The following is a 16,491-nucleotide window of genomic DNA, read 5'->3' as shown; positions in this document are numbered from 1 at the left end:
CTCGCTCATGGAAACAAACCTGCATGAAGGTACGCAACCATCATCGGAAGTTCTGATGCGGATGCCCCGAACGCCGCATCAGGTGCGAAAACACCTCCGCCGGGCGTCGAAGACGCCCGGCGGAGGGAAGCGCGTTTCCGCAGGAGGTACTAGGCCTGGACCCCGGCAGGCTCCGCGAGTTCGGCCTCGGCCCGCTCCCGCAGGCATTTCTCCAGGTCGGCGACGACCCGGTCGGCCCGGCCGGGGGCCATGTCCAGCTCGGCCAGCACGGTCGGCAGCGCGATGATCGGCATGATGTGCTTGAGCAGGACGGACACCCGTACCTCCAGGTCCTCCCAGTCGGACATCACTTCCGAGAGCACCTGGCATCCGGTGAAGGCGCCGACGAAGAGGTTGGCGACCGCGTCCAGGTCGACGTGCGCGTGGAGTTCACCGCACTCCCGGGCCCGGCCCAACGCGAAACGGTTGTGGTCGATCCAGTCCTGGTAGGGCCGCAGGCGGTCCGCGTGATGACTGCCCCTCTCCAGGGAGAGCCGCAGACTGCCCTGCACGATCGGGTCACTGCGGATCTGGACCGCGAAGAGCATGCCCTTGTCGATCAGCTCCTGGAGCCGGGTGCTCCGCGGCACGAGCGGGAAGCCGAGCGTGTCGATCTGGCTGGCCAGCACGGCCTGGGCGAGCTCTTCCTTGCCCTTGAAGTAGTAGTAGAAGGCGCCCTTGGTGAGCCCGAGCCGCTGGTAGACGTCCGCGATCGTGGCCCCGTTGAAGCCCTTTTCCGCGAACACGGCGCCGGCGGCCTCGACGATGAGTTGCCGGGTTCGCCGGGAATGCTCCTTCTGGGACACCCTCGCTCCTTCCATGTTCCTGGCGGCCAAGTTTCCACCTCCTCGGAGGTACCGAGCATGTCACCGAAAACAGCCGTTGCAAATTATACCAGGCAGCACGTATCTTGCGGCGACCGGGACATACCATCGCTGGCTCGAATCTGCCTTGAGCCCGGAGGGGGAGTTCATGTTAATCACGTCATATCTGGACACAGACACCCAAAGACAGCCAGCCGGGGTCGCAGAAACAAGGCCTTCAGCCGTACCGAACTGGCTTGTGCACCGTCCCGCAACCTCAGAAGTGTTCTTGTCGAGCTGGGAACGCACCGGAACCGACCGTTTCAAGGTGACCCTGCGCTGGCCGGAAAACCATCCGTTCCATACCGCGCTGCACGGTTTCCGCTCTCCCACCCTGATAGCGGAGGCCATCCGCCAGGCGGGAATCCTGATATCGCACGCCGAGTTCGGCGTCCCGCTCGGCCATCACTTCCTGATGTCCGACCTCAACTACACGATCGAGCCCGAGCTCCTGGACGCGGCCGACGAGTCACCGGTGTACATCGACGTCACGTGCTCGGCCATCCGGCGCCGCGGGACCCGCTTCGCCGGCATGACCTGCCACATGGCGCTGGTCCGGGACGGCCGGGTCATCGCGACCGGCGACGGCAGCCTGACGTGCACTTCCCCCGCGGCGTACCGCCGGATGCGGGGCGCCTACGCGGACGCCCGCCCCCTGCTGCCCGTGCCGGAACCGGTGCACCCCGCCCTCGTCCGGCGGACCGAGCCGAGTGACGTCCTGCTGGCGCCCACCCGGGATCCCCGGTGCTGGACCCTGCGGGCACACACCACCAACACGACGCTGTTCTCGCGACCCAACGACCACATACCGGGGATGGTCCTGATGGAGGCCACCCACCAGGCCGCCTTCGCCGTCGCGGGCAGTACCCGGCTCTACCCCACCTCGCTCCGCCTGGCCTTCGACCGCTACGCGGAGTTCAACTCGCCCTGTCTGATCCAGGCGCAGCCGGTGACCCGGGCGAAGGACAACACCCTCTCCCTGAGCGTCACCGGCCACCAGAGCGGGCGGCGGGTCTTCCTCGCCCTGCTCGAAGGCATTCCCGTTTCCGCCTGATCTCCGCCCTTTCCAGCAATGAGGAAGGGGTGTCCGACGATCCACGAGGCGAGACGTCCGAGAGTGAAGTGGCGGGAAGGCCATCACCGTGCCAGCCTGTGACGTCGCTCGATTCCACACCAGAAGAAGCTGTAGGGGGGGATACTCCTGTGAGCAGGCAGTGCCCGTTCGTCATCGATCCGCTCGGCCAGGACATTCACGGAGAAATCAAGGAAATACGCTCCCGTGGCCGCGCCGTGAGGATCGTGCTCCCCGGTGGAGTGGAGGCGTGGTCGGTCACTGACTACGCGCTCGTGAAACGCCTGCTCACCGATCCCCGGGTGTCGAAGGACGCCTACCGGCACTGGCCGGCGTGGATCAACGGAGAAGTGACCGAGGAGTGGCCGCTGGCCATTTGGGTCTCGGTGCAGAACATGGTCACCGCGTACGGCGAGGAGCACGCCCGCCTGCGCAAGCCCGTGGCAGGGGAGTTCACCATGCGTCGCGTGGCGGCCCTGCGTCCGCGGGTCGAGGAGATGGCGGCCGGCCTGTTGGACCGCCTGGAACAGGCTCCGGCGGGCCGGCCAGTGGACCTGCGCAAGGAATTCGCCCACGTACTGCCGCACGCCGTCGTATGCGAGCTTTTCGGAATTCCGCATTCCACACGCGATCCGCTCCAGCGGATCATCGACGGTTTCTTCGCCACCTCGATCACCGCCGAGGACGCGGTGGCGAACGGCATCGCCATGTACGAAACCATGAACGAGGTCGTGGCGTACAAGAGGGAGAACCCCGCCGACGACCTGACCTCGGGACTCGTCGCCGCCCGCGACTCGGGCTCGGCGGAAATGAGCGAGAAGGAACTGCTCGACAATCTCATCCTCCTCTTCACCGCCGGATACGAGACGACGGTGAACCTCATCGACAACGCGGTCGCCTCGCTCCTCACGCACCCCGAACAGCTCGCGCTCGTGCGGGCCGGGAAGGCTTCGTGGGAGGACGTGATCGACGAGTCCCTCCGCGTGGACCCGCCCGGTGCGCACAGCATCCTGCGCTACGCCGTCGAGACCATCGAGATCGACGACGACGTGCGGATCCCGCAGGGCGACCCGATCGTCATCTGCTTCGCCGGCTCGGGCCGCGACCCCCTCCACCACGGCGACGACGCGGACCTCTTCGACATCGGCCGCGCCACCCGCGCCGATCACGTGTCGTTCGGGTACGGGGCCCACCACTGCCTCGGTGTGAACCTGGCGCGCATGGAGGTCGCCATCGCGCTGTCGGCCCTCTTCGACCGGTTCCCCGATCTCGCCCTGGCCGTACCGGCCGGGGAACTGCGACCCAAGTTCTCGTTCGTCTCGAACGGCCACCGCACGCTTCCCGTGCTCCTGGGCCTGCCCAGGGCATCGGTTTCCGGCCAATAATGCCCGGGCGACCGCTTCGGGCAGACGACACCGGACCGCACCACACGAAAGACTCCGTCATGAAGGAACAGACCGGCCTCCTCGTAGGCAAGCGCGCCCTGATCACCGGTGCGAGCAGCGGCATCGGGGCCGCCGCCGCCCGGGTGTTCTGCGAGAACGGGGCGTCGGTGCTCATCACCGCCCGGCGCGAGGAGGAACTGGCCGCGCTCGCCCGCGAACTGACGGACCAGGGCTTCACCGCGGCCTACGCCGTCGCCGACGTGTCCGACGCCGAGGAGGTCGAGCGGGCGGTGGCCCGGACGGTGGAGCTCTTCGGCGGTCTGGACATCGCTTTCAACAACGCCGGGCTGGGTACCGTGCCGGAGCCGCTGCACCTCACGCCGGACGCGGACTTCGAAGCCGTCATGGCCACCAATGTGCGCGGCACGTGGAACTGCATGAAGCACGAGATCGCCGCGATGCTTCCGGGCGGCGGGGCGATCGTGAACAACAGCAGCGTCGCGGGGCTGGTCGGCACCCCGGCGGGCGCACCGTACATCGCGTCGAAGCACGCGGTCATCGGCCTGACGAAGGCCGCCGCCGCGTATTGCGCCCAGGGCATCCGGGTCAACGCCATCGCCCCCGGCACCACGCGCAGCGAGATGATGGGCCAGTGGTTCGACCTGAACCCGGGCCTGGAGGAGCACTTGCACACCATGGCCCCGCTGCCGCGCACGGCGGACCCGCGGGAGATCGCGTACGCGGCCGCGTGGCTCCTCAGCGACCAGGCGTCCTTCGTCGTCGGCGCGACCGTCCCGGTGGACGGAGGCTGGACCGCCCGCTGAACTGCCGCGCTCAGCGGGCCGAACCGAACTCGACACCGACCCTGCAGGGCACGAGCGCCGGCCGGTCGGGCCCGCCCGAGAAGAGCGCGCGGGCGTGCTCCGGATCGAGGGTGAACTCGATCCGGTCGCACTCGCGCGGTCGGTCGGGCGGACCGACGACGAGGTGGAAGGCGACCGCCCCGGCGCCGTCGCGCGAGGTGGTCACCACCGCGTCGACGACGCCGGATATGTCGTGGGAGAGCAGGGCCTCGATCTGCCGGACGTGTGCGGTGGTCATGACGGTCATGGCGGGGATCCTCCTGGTGGGTCAGCCGAGTGACGGGGCCTGGTCGAGCAGCGGGCCCGCGATGAGCGTGCGGACCTTCTGGGCGGAGCCGTGGTACGCGGTGCGATCAGGTCGTAGGCGGCCATCGCGAGGTCGAAGGACGGGCACTCCAGGTCCACGATCTCGGCGCCCGGTTCCTCCAGCGGTTCCACGGGCTCCTCGAACCTCAAGATCACGCCATTTTGGTCGACCTCGCCGGCGAACTGCTTGACGACACCCACCCGCGTGCCCTCGACCGACCCGGACCGTTCCCGCCTCGACGACCAGCGGCACGGGGACGTCGGCCGAGGTGGCGTCGAGCGGGTCGTGGCCGGCGACCGCCTCGTGCTCACGAGGCCTCCGCCGCCTCCGCGCAGGCCAGTTCGTCGGCCAGCAGCCGCCACAGACCCGCGTAGCCCTGGACGAGCTGGGCCATCGGTTCCTTGCAGTGCGTCGGCAGGCTCGCCGCGATCTTCTCCCGGTCCTGGGCGACCAGCGCGCAGGCGCCGAGCATCCGCAGCACGTCGCGCCCGGACTCGCTCAGCCGCAGGGACGGGTCCCGGCGCAGCGATTCGAAGATGCGCAGCAGCCGGTCGGGGGCGGGCTGGGGTTCGGCGACGGGCCGGCGCGGGGCGGAGCCGCGCCGGGCGGCGAGCGAGATCGGGTCGGCCGCCGATGCGGAAGCCGATGGAGGAGTCGTGGAGGAAGAAGGGGAGGAAGGGCCTCGGCGGTCGACGGGCGCGGTGTCGCCGCGCCGCGCCGGTGCGGGATCCTCCCCGCGCCGGATCCGGTCGCGTACGTCGGCCACGGTCGCGGGGGACAGTCCGGCCTCGGCGGCGATCCGGCGCAGCGAGGCACCGGGGTTGCTGCGCAGGAGTTCGCCGGCCAGTTCGCGGGCGCCGGAGGGATCGAGGGGGCGGGCCCGGCCGTCGCGGCCGACGCGGTGGCCGGTCTCGGCCGCGGCGGTGCCCTTGCGCAGCTGGGAGACCTTCCGGGCGGAGAGTCCGGTGACGGCCGCGACCGCGCGGTCCGACCAGCGGGGGCGGGAGGCGAAGACGCGTCCCGCGGCGGCGGTCCGGTCGGCGGTGGTCAGAGGCCGCCCGTGGGTGACGTTCGCCGCGACCGCCAGGAGCTCGGCTTCGCCCCGGTCGCCGTCGAAGTACCGTACGCGGATGCGGGTTTCGCCGCGGAGCGCTGCGGCGCGGAGCCGGTGGGCGCCGTCGATCACGGACATGGTCGGCCGGTGGACCAGGATGGGCGGCAGTTCGCCGTCGGCTTCCGCGAGGGTCTTCGCGTACTCCCCGTCCTCGCCGCCCGTGCGGGGCGAGAATCCAGCCGTGATCCGGTCCGTTTCCACGCTTTCCACGGGCTGGTCGAGATATCCCCGGTCGCGGAATCTGATCAGGTGGTCGGCGCTTTCTGCGTCCATCGTCTTCCCCTCGGTGAGCGGGCGCGGATGAGGGGGTGTGGTCACTGCCAGCCGAGGTCGTCCAGCCCGGTCTGACCGGGTGCGTTCTGTGCGGTGGCGGCGGGCGGGCTGCTGACGGCGGTGGTGTCGGCGTGAGCGGCGGCCGCTCCGAAGGCGGTGCAGGCGGCGAGTATTCCGGCGAGGAGCGTGCCCCGGACGATTCTGCGGGAGTTTTCGAAAGACATGTGGTTTCCGCCTTTGCAGCCGTCCTGTGTTTCGCTGACAGGCAGGAGTCTGCTGCCGGCGCGAGCGGCGGGGATAGGGGGGCCGGGACGGGCAATCCGGCCTTGGCCTACACAGTCCAGCCCCACTCGAGGACGTGCCTGTATGTCAGACCGTGCTCCACGGGTCGCTTCCGGGCAGCAGCGGCACCTCGGCCCGCTCCAGCTGCCACTCCCCCAGCACGGAGTGGGCCGAAGCGGCGTACAGCCACAGCCGCCGGGCGGCCGCCTCCGCCGCGGCCAGCGACGGAGCCCGTACGTACAGCCCGACCACGGGGGCCGCTTCGGGGTCCGGGTGGACGCTGACGTGGATCAGCCCGTCGCGCCCCTGCGCGCAGCGGGAGATGGCCGCCGCCGTCGGCGCGGGCAGCCGGGCGCCGGAGCGCGGGGGCCGCAAGTGGACGTGAACGAGATACATGGGAGGGGGTCCGGCTCCGTCGTGGAAGGGGTTTTCCGAAATCGGGGGTCAGGAAAATGCCGTAGGAAACGCGGTCCGGGAGATTGCGGATGCTGTCTTGCCGAGGGTGCGTTCGACCCGTACCGTCAGGGCAATTACGCAGCCCAGTGCCCCCAACAGCGCCTGGAACCCCCATGGGATCCGGGCTCTGAACCGGAGTTGCCATCGATGCTTGATCTCCTCGGCCTCGACGCAGTCGCCGAATCCGTCTACCGCGGAATTCTCGCCAAACCCCGGGACATCGCGGATCTGAGCCGTCAGCTCGACCTGTCGCCCGACGCCGTCCGCTCCGCTCTGGACCGGCTCAGCGAGATGGCGCTCGTGCGCGCCTCCACCGAGGACGGCGCGCAGCTGCACGCGGTCAGCCCGCACGTCGGCATGGAGATCCTGCTCGCCCGCCAGCAGGCGGACCTCGCCAGCCGCCAGCAGCGGCTGGAGGCGAGCCGCGCGGCGGCCGCGCAGCTCATCCTGGAGTACGACGGCCGCGGCGCCGGCAGCGCCGTCGACCCGGGGGTGCGCTACCTCGACGGCCTCGACTCCATCCGCGACCACCTCGCCAACCTGCGCGGCCAAGTCACCCAGGAGCTCCTGACCTTCGCGCCGGGCGGCCCCCAGACCGCGGAGAACATGCACGCCTCCAGACCGCTCAACCAGCAGTTGCTGGAGCGCGGCGTGCAGATGCGCACGGTCTACCTCGACTCCATCCGGGGCTGTCCGCACACGATGGAGTACGCGCGGTGGCTCGTCGAGCAGGGCTCTCAGGTCCGTACCGTCCCCTCGCTGCCCAACCGGATGATCATCTACGACCGCACGTCGGCGATCATCGCGGCGGACACGGGCAACACCGCGGCCGGCGCGGTCGAGGTGACTTCCCAGGGCATGGTGGCCACCTTGTACACGCTCTTCGAGAGCGTCTGGCAGGCCGGAGAGTGCCTCGACACCCAGGCCAGGCCGGACCCCGGCGAGCTCACCCGCCAGCAGGCCGAGGCGCTGAAGCTGCTCGCGCAGGGCTGCACGGACGAGACCATCGCCCACCGCCTGGGCGTGTCGTCGCGGACCGCCCGGCGCATCGCCTCCGGGCTGATGGCCTACCTCGGCGCCCAGAGCCGCTTCCAGGCGGGGGTCCACGCGGTGCAGCGCGGTTACCTGCCGACCGATCCCGAATAGCCCGGGGGCGCCGCGGCCGGCCCGGTGGCTCACGCCGCGGCCAGCACCCGGGGTGCGCCCAGCAGGTCCAGCGCCTCTTCGGCGGTGTCGGCGCTCCGGATCAGACGGCGCTCCGCGGCGGTCAGGAACCCCTCGGACACCAGGTGGTCGAGCATCGCGAGCATCGGGTCGTAAAAGCCGGCGTGGTTGACCACCACGATCGGCTTCTCCATCAGGGAGAGCTGGTTCCACGTGGCCACCTCCATCAGCTCGTCCAGCGTCCCGATGCCGCCCGGCAGTACGGCGAAGCCGTTGGACAGCCGGTACATGAGCGCCTTGCGCTCGTGCATGGACCGTACGACGAAGATCGCGCCGCGCGCACGGTCGGCCCGCTCCCGCTCGTGCAGGGCGCGCGGCACGACGCCGGTCACCGCCCCTCCCCCGCTCAGCACCCCGTCCGCGACGGCGCCCATGACACCGACCCCGCCGGCGCCGTAGACCAGGTCCAGGCCGCGCCCGGCGAGCGCCCGGCCGAAGCCGTGCGCGAAGTCCACGTGGTCCTGACGGACCCCGGGCCTGGCACCGCAGAACACCGCGATGCGTTCGCTCTTCCTGACCAGCGTTTCCATGACTCCTCAACTCCCGGTGGTATTGAGCTCGTTGGAAGGCCTCGACTGCGTCCGCTCCTGCGCCCGCGTCCGTGCCTGCGGGCTGATGCCGATGGTGCGCAGCGCCGTACGGAAGAGCACGCGGGCCCCGGCGACGAGGTCCTCGGGGGCGGTGTCCTCCTCGGGCACGTGGCTGATGCCGCCCAGGCTCGGCACGAAGATCATGCCGATGGGCGCGATGTCCGCGACCATCTGCGCGTCGTGTCCGGCGCCGCTGGGCAGCACCTCGTGCGCCAGGCCCAGTTCGTCCGCGCTCCGCTCGATCGCGGCGCGCAGCACCTCGCTCGTGGAGACCGGGTCGGAGCGGGTCTCGGCGACCACCTCGATCTCGGTGCCCGTGCTCGCCGCGATCGCCTCCAGCATCCGTCGCAGGCTCTCCTCGGCGGCCGCGGCCTTCCACACGTCCGTGTCCCGCAGGTCCACGGTCATCCGTACCGATCCGGCGATCGTGTTGGGGGTGTTCGGGTGGGGGTCGATCCGGCCCACCGTCGCCACCCGGCACAGCCCGCGCTCGCCGGCGATGTGCTCGGCGGCCAGCACCACCCGGGCCGCCGCGGCCATGGCGTCGCGCCTGCCCTTCATCGGGCTGGTCCCGGAGTGGCCGGCGGCGCCGCGCACCTCCAGGGTCAGCACCGTGCGGCCGGTGATCGCGTCGACGACGCCGATCCGGCGCCCGCTGCGCTCCAGCACCGGCCCCTGCTCCACGTGCAGTTCGAGGTAGGCCGCGACCGATCCGTGCGGCCAGCAGGCGCTGCCCAGCGCGTCGAGGTCGCCACCGGCCAGCCGCAGCTCCTCGCGCAGTCGGCGCCCCTGGTGGTCGCGGGGCTCGCGCGGCAGCCCGGCGAGGCGTCCGGCGATCGCCATGGAACCCCAGAAGGGCTGCGGGAAGAGCGCGCCCTCCTCGTTGGCGAAGGCCACGGCGACGGGCTCGTAGGGGGATTCGATCCCGCACTCCTCGAAGGTCTGCAGGACCTCCAGGGCGGCGAGGACCCCGTACGCGCCGTCGAGGCGGCCCGCGTTGACGACGGTGTCGAGGTGCGAGCCCATCATCAGGGCCTGGCGCCCCTCGCCGTAGGGGGTGTGGCGCGGTCGGATGACGATGTTGCCCGCCGCGTCCACGGACGGTACGAGGCCCGCGTCGCGCGCCTCGTCCATCAGGTACGCGCGCGCCTCGCGGTCGGCCGCGCCGAAGCCCTCGCGGGTGATCCCGCCCGTCTCCGGGTCGAGGCCGATGCGTCCGAGCCGGGCGATGCGCCGCAGCAGCCGGTCCCCGTCGATGTCGGCGCGCAGGCCGCCGGCCCGCTGGGCGAGCGTGCTGGTCATGACAGTGTCCTTCCGGTCCGTTCGGAGGTCTTCGAGTACGGCCAGGTCGACGACGCCGCTCACAGGTGCCGCCCCCACCACTCCAGTACCGCCGCGAAGCGGGCGAGGCGGTGGCTGGGGAGCCCGGAGCGGGACATGTCGTGCCCCTCGCCGGGGAAGAGGAGCATCTCGGCGGGGACTCCGCGCATGCGCAGCTCGGTGAACAGTCGCTGTGCCTGCTCCGGCGGGCAGTGCCGGTCCTCCTCGGACTGGATGATCAGCATCGGGGTGGTCATCCGGTCCACGTACGTCAGCGGGGACTGGCGCGCCCAGCCGTCGCGGTCCGCCCCGTACAGCGCGACCGCGAGGTCGACGCCGTCGTCGCTGGTGGCCGCGTAGCTGTCGATGGCGTACAGGCCGCGCTCGCCGATCATGGCCTTGAAGCGGTCGCCGTGGTGGGCGTTGAACCAGGCCGCCATGTAGCCGCCGAAGGAGCCGCCCATCACCCCGACGCGCCCGGCGTCCAGTTCGGGCAGGGTCAGCGCCGCGTCCAGCAGGGCGAGGAGGTCGACGGCCGACTTGCCCGGCAGGTCGCCCTGTACGTGGGTCCCGTGCTCGGCGCCGTATCCGGAGGTGCCGCGCGGGTTGCCGAGGACGACCGCGTAGCCGGCGCTCGCGTAGACCTGCGCCTCGTCGAAGGCGGCCGGCCCGTTGAGGGTGTAGCCCCACTGGGTGAAGGGGCCGCCCTTCACCTGGAAGACCACCGGGTGCGGTCCGGGGCCCTCGGGGCGCACCACCCAGCCCTGCAGTTCGTACCCGTCGGGCGCCGTCGCGGTGAACTCCCGCATCGGGAGCAGGTCGGCGCGCTCGGTCAGTTCGCGTCCGTAGGAGGTCAGCGTCCGCTCCGTGCCGCCGCTGAGCACCAGCAGGTCTCCGGCGCTCGTGGCACTGGTCACCACGGCGGCGATGACGGGACCCGCCGGGGTCTCGGCGACCGCGTAGCCGTTGACCTGGCGCGGGCCGGTGATGACGGGTACGGGCTCGGAGCCGTCGTAGGGGACGAGGACCAGGTTGACCTCGCCGCGCCGGTCGCCCGCGAAGTACACGCCGTCGGCGGCCGGGCGGATCATCTGGCTGGCGAAGCTGAGGTGGTGGGCGCCGCCGGTGAGGCGGCGCGGGGCGCCGGAGCCGTCGGCGGCCGGCGTCAGGACGCCGGGGGCGCTGACCGGAACCGTCCACAGGCCGTAGGTGGAGGTCGCGCAGGAGTGGTTGAACTTGTCCAGCTCGGAGCCTACGAAGACCACGGACGCGCCGTCGGCGGCGAAGCGCGGGGTGAACAGGTACATCCCGCCGTGCGTCAGGGGACGCAGGCCGCTGCCGTCGGGGGCCGCCGCCCAGATGTCGTTGCGGGAGTCGTCGCCCGCCTCCTCGTGCCGGGCACAGACGAAGACCAGTTGGTCGCCCGCCGGGCTCCACGCCAGGTCCATGTGGTCGTACGGGCCTTCCGTGACCTGGACCGCGGGCGCAACCGGGTCGAACGGGTCCGTGACGAAGACCTGGCGGGGCCGGTCGGCGGTGTAGCCGAAACCGTCCATCTGGTAGAGCAGCGTGGTGATCCGGCGCGGCGCCTCCGCCTCGGCCGGGCCCTGGTAGCGGCCCGCTTCGGGGATCCGGCTGGTGTAGGCGATCCGCGTGGAGTCGGGGCTCCAGACGGGCTGGCCCGCGCCCATCGGGTGGTCGGTGACCGGGAAGGCCTCGCCGGCGCCGTCCATCGGGAGGAGGTGGATCTGCGCCCGGCCGTGCGCTCCCGGGCGCTGGAAGGCGAGGAAGCGGCCGTCGGGCGAGAAGGCCGGGCAGCCGTCGTAGGGGCCCTGGGTGAGCCGGCGCGGCGCGCTCGCCCCGCTGGTGTCGGCGATCAGCAGCTCGGTGCTGTAGTCGTCCGCCTCCAGGACGGGGCGGGTGACCTCGAAGACGACGTGGCGGCCGTCGGGCGAGAGGGCGGGCGGCCCGAGCACGGGCAGCAGCTCGATGTCAGCAGGAAGCATGGCGTGGCCTCACAGAGTCACAGGAGGAAGAAGCGGGAAGCGGGGTCGAGGAAGAGCGCGTCGCCGGGCCGCACGTCGAACGCCTCGTAGAAGGCGTCCAGGTGGCCGAGGACCCCGTTGCACCGGAACTCGGCGGGCGGGTGCGGGTGCCGGGGCGAGGCGAGCCGCTCGGCGAGGCGGGCGGGCGTGGTCTTGGCCCGCCACATCGTGGCCCAGTGCAGGAGGAACGACCTGGTTCGGGCCGCGTCGAGCGGGCTCCCGTGCGCGTCGGCGCGGCCCGCGGGTGCCCGGCCCTCGCGCGCGGCCCTCGCATAGGCGTCGAGCGCGACCGTGACCCCGGCGATGTCGGCCATGTTCTCGCCGACCGTGCGCGTGCCGCTGACCCGCCGTCCGGGCAGGGCGGCCGGTTCGTAGCCGTCGTACTGCGCGATGAGCAGCGCGGTCCGCCGGGTGAATTCGGCGCGGTCCGCCGGCGCCCACCAGTCGCGCAGCCGCCCCTGTCCGTCGTAGCGCGAGCCCCGGCTGTCGAAGGCGTGCGACATCTCGTGGCCGATGATCGAGCCGAGCACGGCGAAGTTGCGGGCCGGATCGCCCGCCGGGTCGAAGACCGGCGGCTGGAGCAGCCCGGCGGGGACGACGACCTGGTTGAGCCCGTGCCGGTAGTACGCGGTCACCTGGTGCGGGTGGATCTTCCACTCGGAGCGGTCGACGGGGCCGCCGAGACGGGCGAGTTCCCCGGCGATGTGCCGGGCCCGCCCGCGCTTGACGTTGCCGGCCAGGTCGGCCGGGTCGAAGGGTTCGCGGTCCGAACCGGCGCCGCTCGCGCTCCCGCGCGGGGAGCCGATCTCGAACACCATCGCGTCGAGTTTGGCCAGGGCCGCCGCCCGGGTCGGCTCCGACATCCAGTCGGCCCGCTCCAGGCGCCGCCGGTAGGCGTCCGTCAGCTCCGCGGCCAGCTCGCGTACGGCCGCCACGGTGCCCGGGGCCAGGTGCTCGGCGACGTACCGCTCGCCCACCGCGTCGCCGGCGAAGGTCTCGACGAAGGAGACGGCCCGGATGCGGCGCGGCCTCGGCTCGGTGAACCCGTTGAGCAGTTGCCCGTAGAACGCGAAGTTGTCGGCGAAGACCTGGCGCGGCCCGAAGGGCACCATCTCGTGCACGTACCGCCAGCACACCCACCGCTTGAGCTCGTCCAGCGAGTGGCCGCTCCACCACGCGTCCAGCGCGTCGGGGAAACCGGCCTGGCGCATCCGCACGGTCGCCCCGCGCGGTACGTCGCCCAGCGCGGCCAGCCACGCCCCCCACGGGAACCCGTCCGCCCGGTCGGCCAGTGCGGCCGCGGTCAGCGACAGCGGACGCAGCGGCGCGCCCGGCCGGGCCGGGGTGTGCCGGGCGGCGAGCGCCGTCTCCACGGCCAGGACGGAGGCGGCCGAGCGGGCGGGTTCCGGGAGTCCCGCGTGCGCCCACATCACCGCGAGGTGGCCGAGGTAGCGCCCGCGCAGTTCCCCGTCGTCCCCGTCGTCCGCGTAGGCCGCGGCCGGCAGGCCGAGCCCGGCCTGGGAGAGGACCAGGACGTACCCGTCGGCGTCGGCGGTGTCCACGGCGACCGTGAAGTCCACCGGGCCGCCGATGCCCTGGGCCTGCAACCGGCCCAGGACGGCGGCCAGTTCGGCCGGGGTGGCCGCTGCGCGGACCGTGTCGAGGTCGGCGGCGAAGGCGCCGGCCGCGCCGAGCTCCTCGATGCGGTCCTCGTCCATGAAGCTCGCGTACAGGTCGGCGATACGGCGGCCGGCCGGGTCGGCGCCGGCCCCGGCACCGGCGGCGGCGCGGAGGATCACGGCCTCCGCGTCGGCTTCCGCCCGGTCGGAAAGGAGGGTCAGGGTGGTGGCCTCGGCCCGGTGGGCGGGCAGGACGTGGCGGTCCGTCCAGTGCCCGTTCACGAACCGGTAGAAGTCGTCCTGGGGCCTTGCGGAGAGGTCGAGTTCCACGTCGTCCGGGAGGGCGGGGGCGCCCGCGGCCGGTTCCGAGACCACCGTCATCAGACGGCCTCCGCCTTGACGTCCGCCTCGGCGGCCCGGTCGGCGTCCAGCCGCTCGGCGTCGGCCCGGTCGGCGTCGGCCCGGTCGGCGTCGGCCCGGTCGGCGTCGGCCGACTTCAGGACCCGGCCGCTGAAGAGCGCCAGCGCGATCAGGCAGAACACCCCGGCGGCGAGGAACCCGTAGCGCGGTGCCATCAGGCTCATCACCGCGCCGCCGGCCACGTAGCCGATGGCGGGTCCGGTGTTGGAGACGGCGCCCAGCGCGGCAAAGGCGCGGCCGCGGTGGGTGTCGGGGACCCGGACGTTGAGCAGGATGTGCGTCACGGTGGCCTGGGCGCCGTTGCCGATGCCGCCGAGGACGTAGAAGGGGACGATCCACCAGACGCCCGGGGCGAGGCCGGTGCCGAGGATGGCCACGGCGATGCACAGGAACGTGCCGATCAGGACGGTCTCGTACCGCAGGTTCTTCGCGCGGCGCACGAGCATCCCGCCGGGGATCAGCCCGAGCATCCAGGCCGACATGATCAGGCCGAAGGTCTCCTCGGAGGCGCCGAAGTCCTCGCGGACGTAGAAGACGATGAGGACGTTGATGATGCTCGCGGCCGCCATCACGGCGCCGCTGAGGATGAGCACCGCCGTCAGGAAGCGGTCGGACGTCACCTTGTACGGGGCCTTCGCCGGCTCGCCGCCGTCCCCGGTGGCCGCCTTCGCGGCCCCGCGGTCCGCGTGCAGCCGGGTCTTGATGAGCAGGCCGCCGACGACGACCGCCGCGAAGCTCAGCGCGTCGATCAGCAGCGGAACGGAGATCCCGAAGCGTCCGATGAGGATGCCGGCGACGCCGGGGGCGGCGACCATGCCCGCCATGGCGGTGGTCTGCGAGATCGACGAGGCGCGCGGCACGTTGTCCTTGCCGACGATCGCGCTGGGCAGCGCGCCGAACACCGGGTGGGTGAAGGCGAGTCCGGAGGACAGCAGCGCGGAGAGCCCGATGAGGACGGCCGGGGAGGTCCAGATGGTCATGGCCACGCAGATCAGGGCCTGCAGGGCGCCGACGACCACGATGAGGTTGCGGCTGTCGAAGCGGTCGGCGAACCGGCCGGTCAGCGGCGACAGCAGGACGGGCGGGACGGTCGCGGACAGCAGCAGCGCCATGACGGCGTAGGAGCCGGCGCCCTGTGCCTGGAGCTGGAGGGCGATGGCCGTCTCGGCGGCGATGTCGCCCGCGAAGGACAGGCCGCGCATCCCGGCGAGGATGTACACCTCGCGCCAGGCCCGCCGGGAGGGGGGCGGGGAGGCCTCGGTGGTGGCCGGAGTTCGGGTGTCGATGGCCATCTCGTGGCTCACTTCCCCTGGTCGTCGGTGTGGTGGGCGGGGTGCGGGGTGCTGTGCGGTGTGCTCGTCGGGATGCTCTGCGGGCCGCCGTTCACGTCCGCTACGGGGAACACGGCGTGCTCGGCGGCTTCGAGGACGCCGATCCGGGCCAGCCCGCGGGCCGCGCTCAGCGAGCGGGCCGGGTCCACCCCGGGGAAGAACTCGGATGTGGCGACCGGGCGCCCTCCGTCGAGCTCGCGCAGCGACCGGGCGACGGCGTCGGGAACGGCGAGGCGGTGCCCGCCCACCCGGATCCCGGTCTTCGTCCCGTCGCTGTCCCCGATCTCCACGGGGGCGGCGCTGCGCCGCACCAGCGAGTCGGTGGTCAGCGCGTCGACGGCGTGCAGCCGCGCGAACTCCCGGGTGCGGCCGGCGCCGGACCGCTCGCGGCCCACCCGCGCGAGGCGCTTGGCCTCCGAGACGGGCTCCAGGTGGGCGAGCCGGTCCCGGAGGAGTTCGATCTGCCGGCTCAGCCCGGCGACGGCCGCGGCTTGCGCGCCCGCGCCCCCTCCCTCACCGTCCGCGAGGTACGGGAACGCGTGGAACTCCTCGTCCTCGACCACCGCGGCGACGGCGTCCTTCAGCAGGTCGCGCCAGCGCCTCGGTTCGATCCCGACGGACAGGTGCAGCGACAGCCCGCTCTTCGCGGCGGCCGCGTGCGGGGTGCCGTGCGGCACGTACAGGACGTCGCCGGGGGCCAGCGTCACCTCGATGACCGGCTCGCCGAGCTCCTCGGCCGTGTACGAGCCCTCGTCGCCCCGGCGGACCTCCGGGGTGGCCCACACGCGCCAGGTCTTGGTGCCGTCGACCTGGACGACGTACACGTCGATCGAGTCGTGGTGCGGCGAGAAGCCGTCGTTGCGCGCGGGCGTGACGAAAAGGACCACCTCGCCCTCGCAGGCGAAGGTGTCGGTGAAGGGCGCGAGCAGCCGGCGGGCCGAGGGCAGCACGTGGTGCAGGGAGTTCCAGGTGACCGTGCCGCCCGAGCGGAACAGCTCGTACACCTTCTCCGGACTGACGGCCTCGGCGAGCGCGGCGCCGCGCGCCACGGTGCGCGTGTAGGCGCCGCTGGGCACGCCTTTGCCGCCCTTGGTCACCCGGAGGTAGGAGGGCGGAGTCGTCTCCAGGGCCAGTACGTCGTCGAGCTGCCGCACGGAGGGGAGGCCGTCGAGCCGGCCCGCCAGTGCCCCTTTGCGCAGCAGCGGCTTCTTGTTGAAATGCTCGGCGAGGAACACGTCCCGGTCGCCGACGAAATCCTCGAAGGAGTACGTCTCCACCGTCTCTTGCC

At 72.1% G+C, this 16,491-nt stretch carries 15 protein-coding genes and 1 pseudogene; 4 read left to right on the top strand and 12 right to left on the bottom strand.

From position 1 onward, the window contains the following. Positions 1 to 149: 149 nt before the first annotated feature. The gene (locus ACFWBY_RS32715) at positions 150 to 845 is read right to left on the bottom strand and encodes a ScbR family autoregulator-binding transcription factor (protein ID WP_385336552.1); all 696 of its coding nucleotides are present in this window, start codon (positions 843 to 845) and stop codon (positions 150 to 152) included. Between ACFWBY_RS32715 and ACFWBY_RS32710 the strand changes: the two genes are divergently transcribed. The 3 genes from ACFWBY_RS32710 to ACFWBY_RS32700 all read left to right on the top strand — a co-directional run bounded on the left by ACFWBY_RS32710 (position 805) and on the right by ACFWBY_RS32700 (position 4,183). After that, entirely contained in the window at positions 805 to 1,956 is a 1,152-nt protein-coding gene (locus ACFWBY_RS32710) for a ScbA/BarX family gamma-butyrolactone biosynthesis protein (protein WP_385409736.1), read from the top strand. The two genes, ACFWBY_RS32715 and ACFWBY_RS32710, sit on opposite strands and share 41 nt — an antisense overlap. Before the next feature lie 293 nt (positions 1,957 to 2,249). Further along, positions 2,250 to 3,359 (top strand): cytochrome P450, encoded by a 1,110-nt coding sequence (locus ACFWBY_RS32705; RefSeq protein WP_385409735.1) that lies wholly within the window; start codon positions 2,250 to 2,252, stop codon positions 3,357 to 3,359. Between the two features lie 59 nt (positions 3,360 to 3,418). Then, positions 3,419 to 4,183 (top strand): SDR family NAD(P)-dependent oxidoreductase, encoded by a 765-nt coding sequence (locus tag ACFWBY_RS32700; protein ID WP_385336562.1) that lies wholly within the window; start codon positions 3,419 to 3,421, stop codon positions 4,181 to 4,183. A gap of 10 nt (positions 4,184 to 4,193) precedes the next feature. Here the strand turns inward: ACFWBY_RS32700 and ACFWBY_RS32695 are convergent, their stop codons facing one another. The 5 genes and pseudogenes from ACFWBY_RS32695 to ACFWBY_RS32675 form a co-directional block, all read right to left on the bottom strand. Continuing rightward, entirely contained in the window at positions 4,194 to 4,469 is a 276-nt protein-coding gene (locus tag ACFWBY_RS32695) for a hypothetical protein (protein WP_385336565.1), read from the bottom strand. 98 nt (positions 4,470 to 4,567) lie between these two features. Further along, positions 4,568 to 4,835: pseudogene (locus ACFWBY_RS32690) on the bottom strand (amidase family protein); the annotation flags it as partial. Between the two features lies 1 nt (position 4,836). Next, positions 4,837 to 5,916 (bottom strand): ParB N-terminal domain-containing protein, encoded by a 1,080-nt coding sequence (locus ACFWBY_RS32685; protein WP_385336568.1) that lies wholly within the window; start codon positions 5,914 to 5,916, stop codon positions 4,837 to 4,839. Positions 5,917 to 5,957: 41 nt separating this feature from the next. Next, on the bottom strand, positions 5,958 to 6,140 hold the full coding sequence (locus ACFWBY_RS32680) for a hypothetical protein (protein WP_385336571.1): 183 nt from the start codon (positions 6,138 to 6,140) through the stop codon (positions 5,958 to 5,960). Between the two features lie 145 nt (positions 6,141 to 6,285). After that, complete coding sequence (locus tag ACFWBY_RS32675; RefSeq protein WP_385336573.1) at positions 6,286 to 6,594, bottom strand: hypothetical protein; 309 nt, start codon at positions 6,592 to 6,594, stop codon at positions 6,286 to 6,288. A 207-nt stretch (positions 6,595 to 6,801) separates the two neighbouring features. On the opposite strand from ACFWBY_RS32675, the gene ACFWBY_RS32670 reads away from it, so the two are divergent. Next, positions 6,802 to 7,800, top strand: a complete 999-nt coding sequence (locus tag ACFWBY_RS32670; protein WP_385336576.1) for a LuxR C-terminal-related transcriptional regulator — start codon at positions 6,802 to 6,804, stop codon at positions 7,798 to 7,800. A 29-nt stretch (positions 7,801 to 7,829) separates the two neighbouring features. Here the strand turns inward: ACFWBY_RS32670 and ACFWBY_RS32665 are convergent, their stop codons facing one another. Genes ACFWBY_RS32665 through ACFWBY_RS32640 form a run of 6 tightly spaced genes read right to left on the bottom strand, consistent with a single transcriptional unit; the run spans position 7,830 to position 16,480 of the window. Continuing rightward, positions 7,830 to 8,408: a TIGR00730 family Rossman fold protein gene (locus tag ACFWBY_RS32665; RefSeq protein WP_385336578.1), complete on the bottom strand. Its 579-nt coding sequence runs from the start codon at positions 8,406 to 8,408 to the stop codon at positions 7,830 to 7,832. A gap of 6 nt (positions 8,409 to 8,414) precedes the next feature. Continuing rightward, positions 8,415 to 9,770, bottom strand: coding sequence for a Zn-dependent hydrolase (locus ACFWBY_RS32660; RefSeq protein WP_385336581.1), 1,356 nt, complete (start codon positions 9,768 to 9,770; stop codon positions 8,415 to 8,417). 59 nt (positions 9,771 to 9,829) lie between these two features. Next, positions 9,830 to 11,794: a prolyl oligopeptidase family serine peptidase gene (locus tag ACFWBY_RS32655; RefSeq protein ID WP_385336583.1), complete on the bottom strand. Its 1,965-nt coding sequence runs from the start codon at positions 11,792 to 11,794 to the stop codon at positions 9,830 to 9,832. 17 nt (positions 11,795 to 11,811) lie between these two features. Then, positions 11,812 to 13,833: a M13-type metalloendopeptidase gene (locus ACFWBY_RS32650; RefSeq protein WP_385336586.1), complete on the bottom strand. Its 2,022-nt coding sequence runs from the start codon at positions 13,831 to 13,833 to the stop codon at positions 11,812 to 11,814. Then, positions 13,833 to 15,176: an MFS transporter gene (locus ACFWBY_RS32645; RefSeq protein ID WP_385336588.1), complete on the bottom strand. Its 1,344-nt coding sequence runs from the start codon at positions 15,174 to 15,176 to the stop codon at positions 13,833 to 13,835. The genes ACFWBY_RS32650 and ACFWBY_RS32645 overlap by 1 nt, the downstream gene beginning before the upstream one ends. After that, positions 15,173 to 16,480, bottom strand: coding sequence for a cupin domain-containing protein (locus ACFWBY_RS32640; protein ID WP_385336591.1), 1,308 nt, complete (start codon positions 16,478 to 16,480; stop codon positions 15,173 to 15,175). The genes ACFWBY_RS32645 and ACFWBY_RS32640 overlap by 4 nt, the downstream gene beginning before the upstream one ends. Between the last annotated feature and the right edge of the window lie 11 nt (positions 16,481 to 16,491).

The organism is Streptomyces sp. NPDC060049, from assembly GCF_042736715.1.
Taxonomy (GTDB): domain Bacteria; phylum Actinomycetota; class Actinomycetes; order Streptomycetales; family Streptomycetaceae; genus Streptomyces.
The sequence above is the reverse complement of the archived record's forward strand: the minus strand, read 5'-3'. Positions and strand labels throughout refer to the sequence as shown.

Bases quoted from the DNA above. Each gene is read 5' to 3' on its own strand.
- ACFWBY_RS32665 (WP_385336578.1), bottom strand. From the start codon at position 8,408: ATGGAAACGCTGGTCAGGAAGAGCGAACGCATCGCGGTGTTCTGCGGT.
- ACFWBY_RS32710 (WP_385409736.1), top strand. From the start codon at position 805: ATGAGTTGCCGGGTTCGCCGGGAATGCTCCTTCTGGGACACCCTCGCT.
- ACFWBY_RS32700 (WP_385336562.1), top strand. From the start codon at position 3,419: ATGAAGGAACAGACCGGCCTCCTCGTAGGCAAGCGCGCCCTGATCACC.
- ACFWBY_RS32660 (WP_385336581.1), bottom strand. From the start codon at position 9,770: ATGACCAGCACGCTCGCCCAGCGGGCCGGCGGCCTGCGCGCCGACATC.
- ACFWBY_RS32685 (WP_385336568.1), bottom strand. From the start codon at position 5,916: ATGGACGCAGAAAGCGCCGACCACCTGATCAGATTCCGCGACCGGGGA.
- ACFWBY_RS32680 (WP_385336571.1), bottom strand. From the start codon at position 6,140: ATGTCTTTCGAAAACTCCCGCAGAATCGTCCGGGGCACGCTCCTCGCC.
- ACFWBY_RS32670 (WP_385336576.1), top strand. From the start codon at position 6,802: ATGCTTGATCTCCTCGGCCTCGACGCAGTCGCCGAATCCGTCTACCGC.
- ACFWBY_RS32675 (WP_385336573.1), bottom strand. From the start codon at position 6,594: ATGTATCTCGTTCACGTCCACTTGCGGCCCCCGCGCTCCGGCGCCCGG.
- ACFWBY_RS32655 (WP_385336583.1), bottom strand. From the start codon at position 11,794: ATGCTTCCTGCTGACATCGAGCTGCTGCCCGTGCTCGGGCCGCCCGCC.
- ACFWBY_RS32650 (WP_385336586.1), bottom strand. From the start codon at position 13,833: ATGACGGTGGTCTCGGAACCGGCCGCGGGCGCCCCCGCCCTCCCGGAC.
- ACFWBY_RS32695 (WP_385336565.1), bottom strand. From the start codon at position 4,469: ATGACCGTCATGACCACCGCACACGTCCGGCAGATCGAGGCCCTGCTC.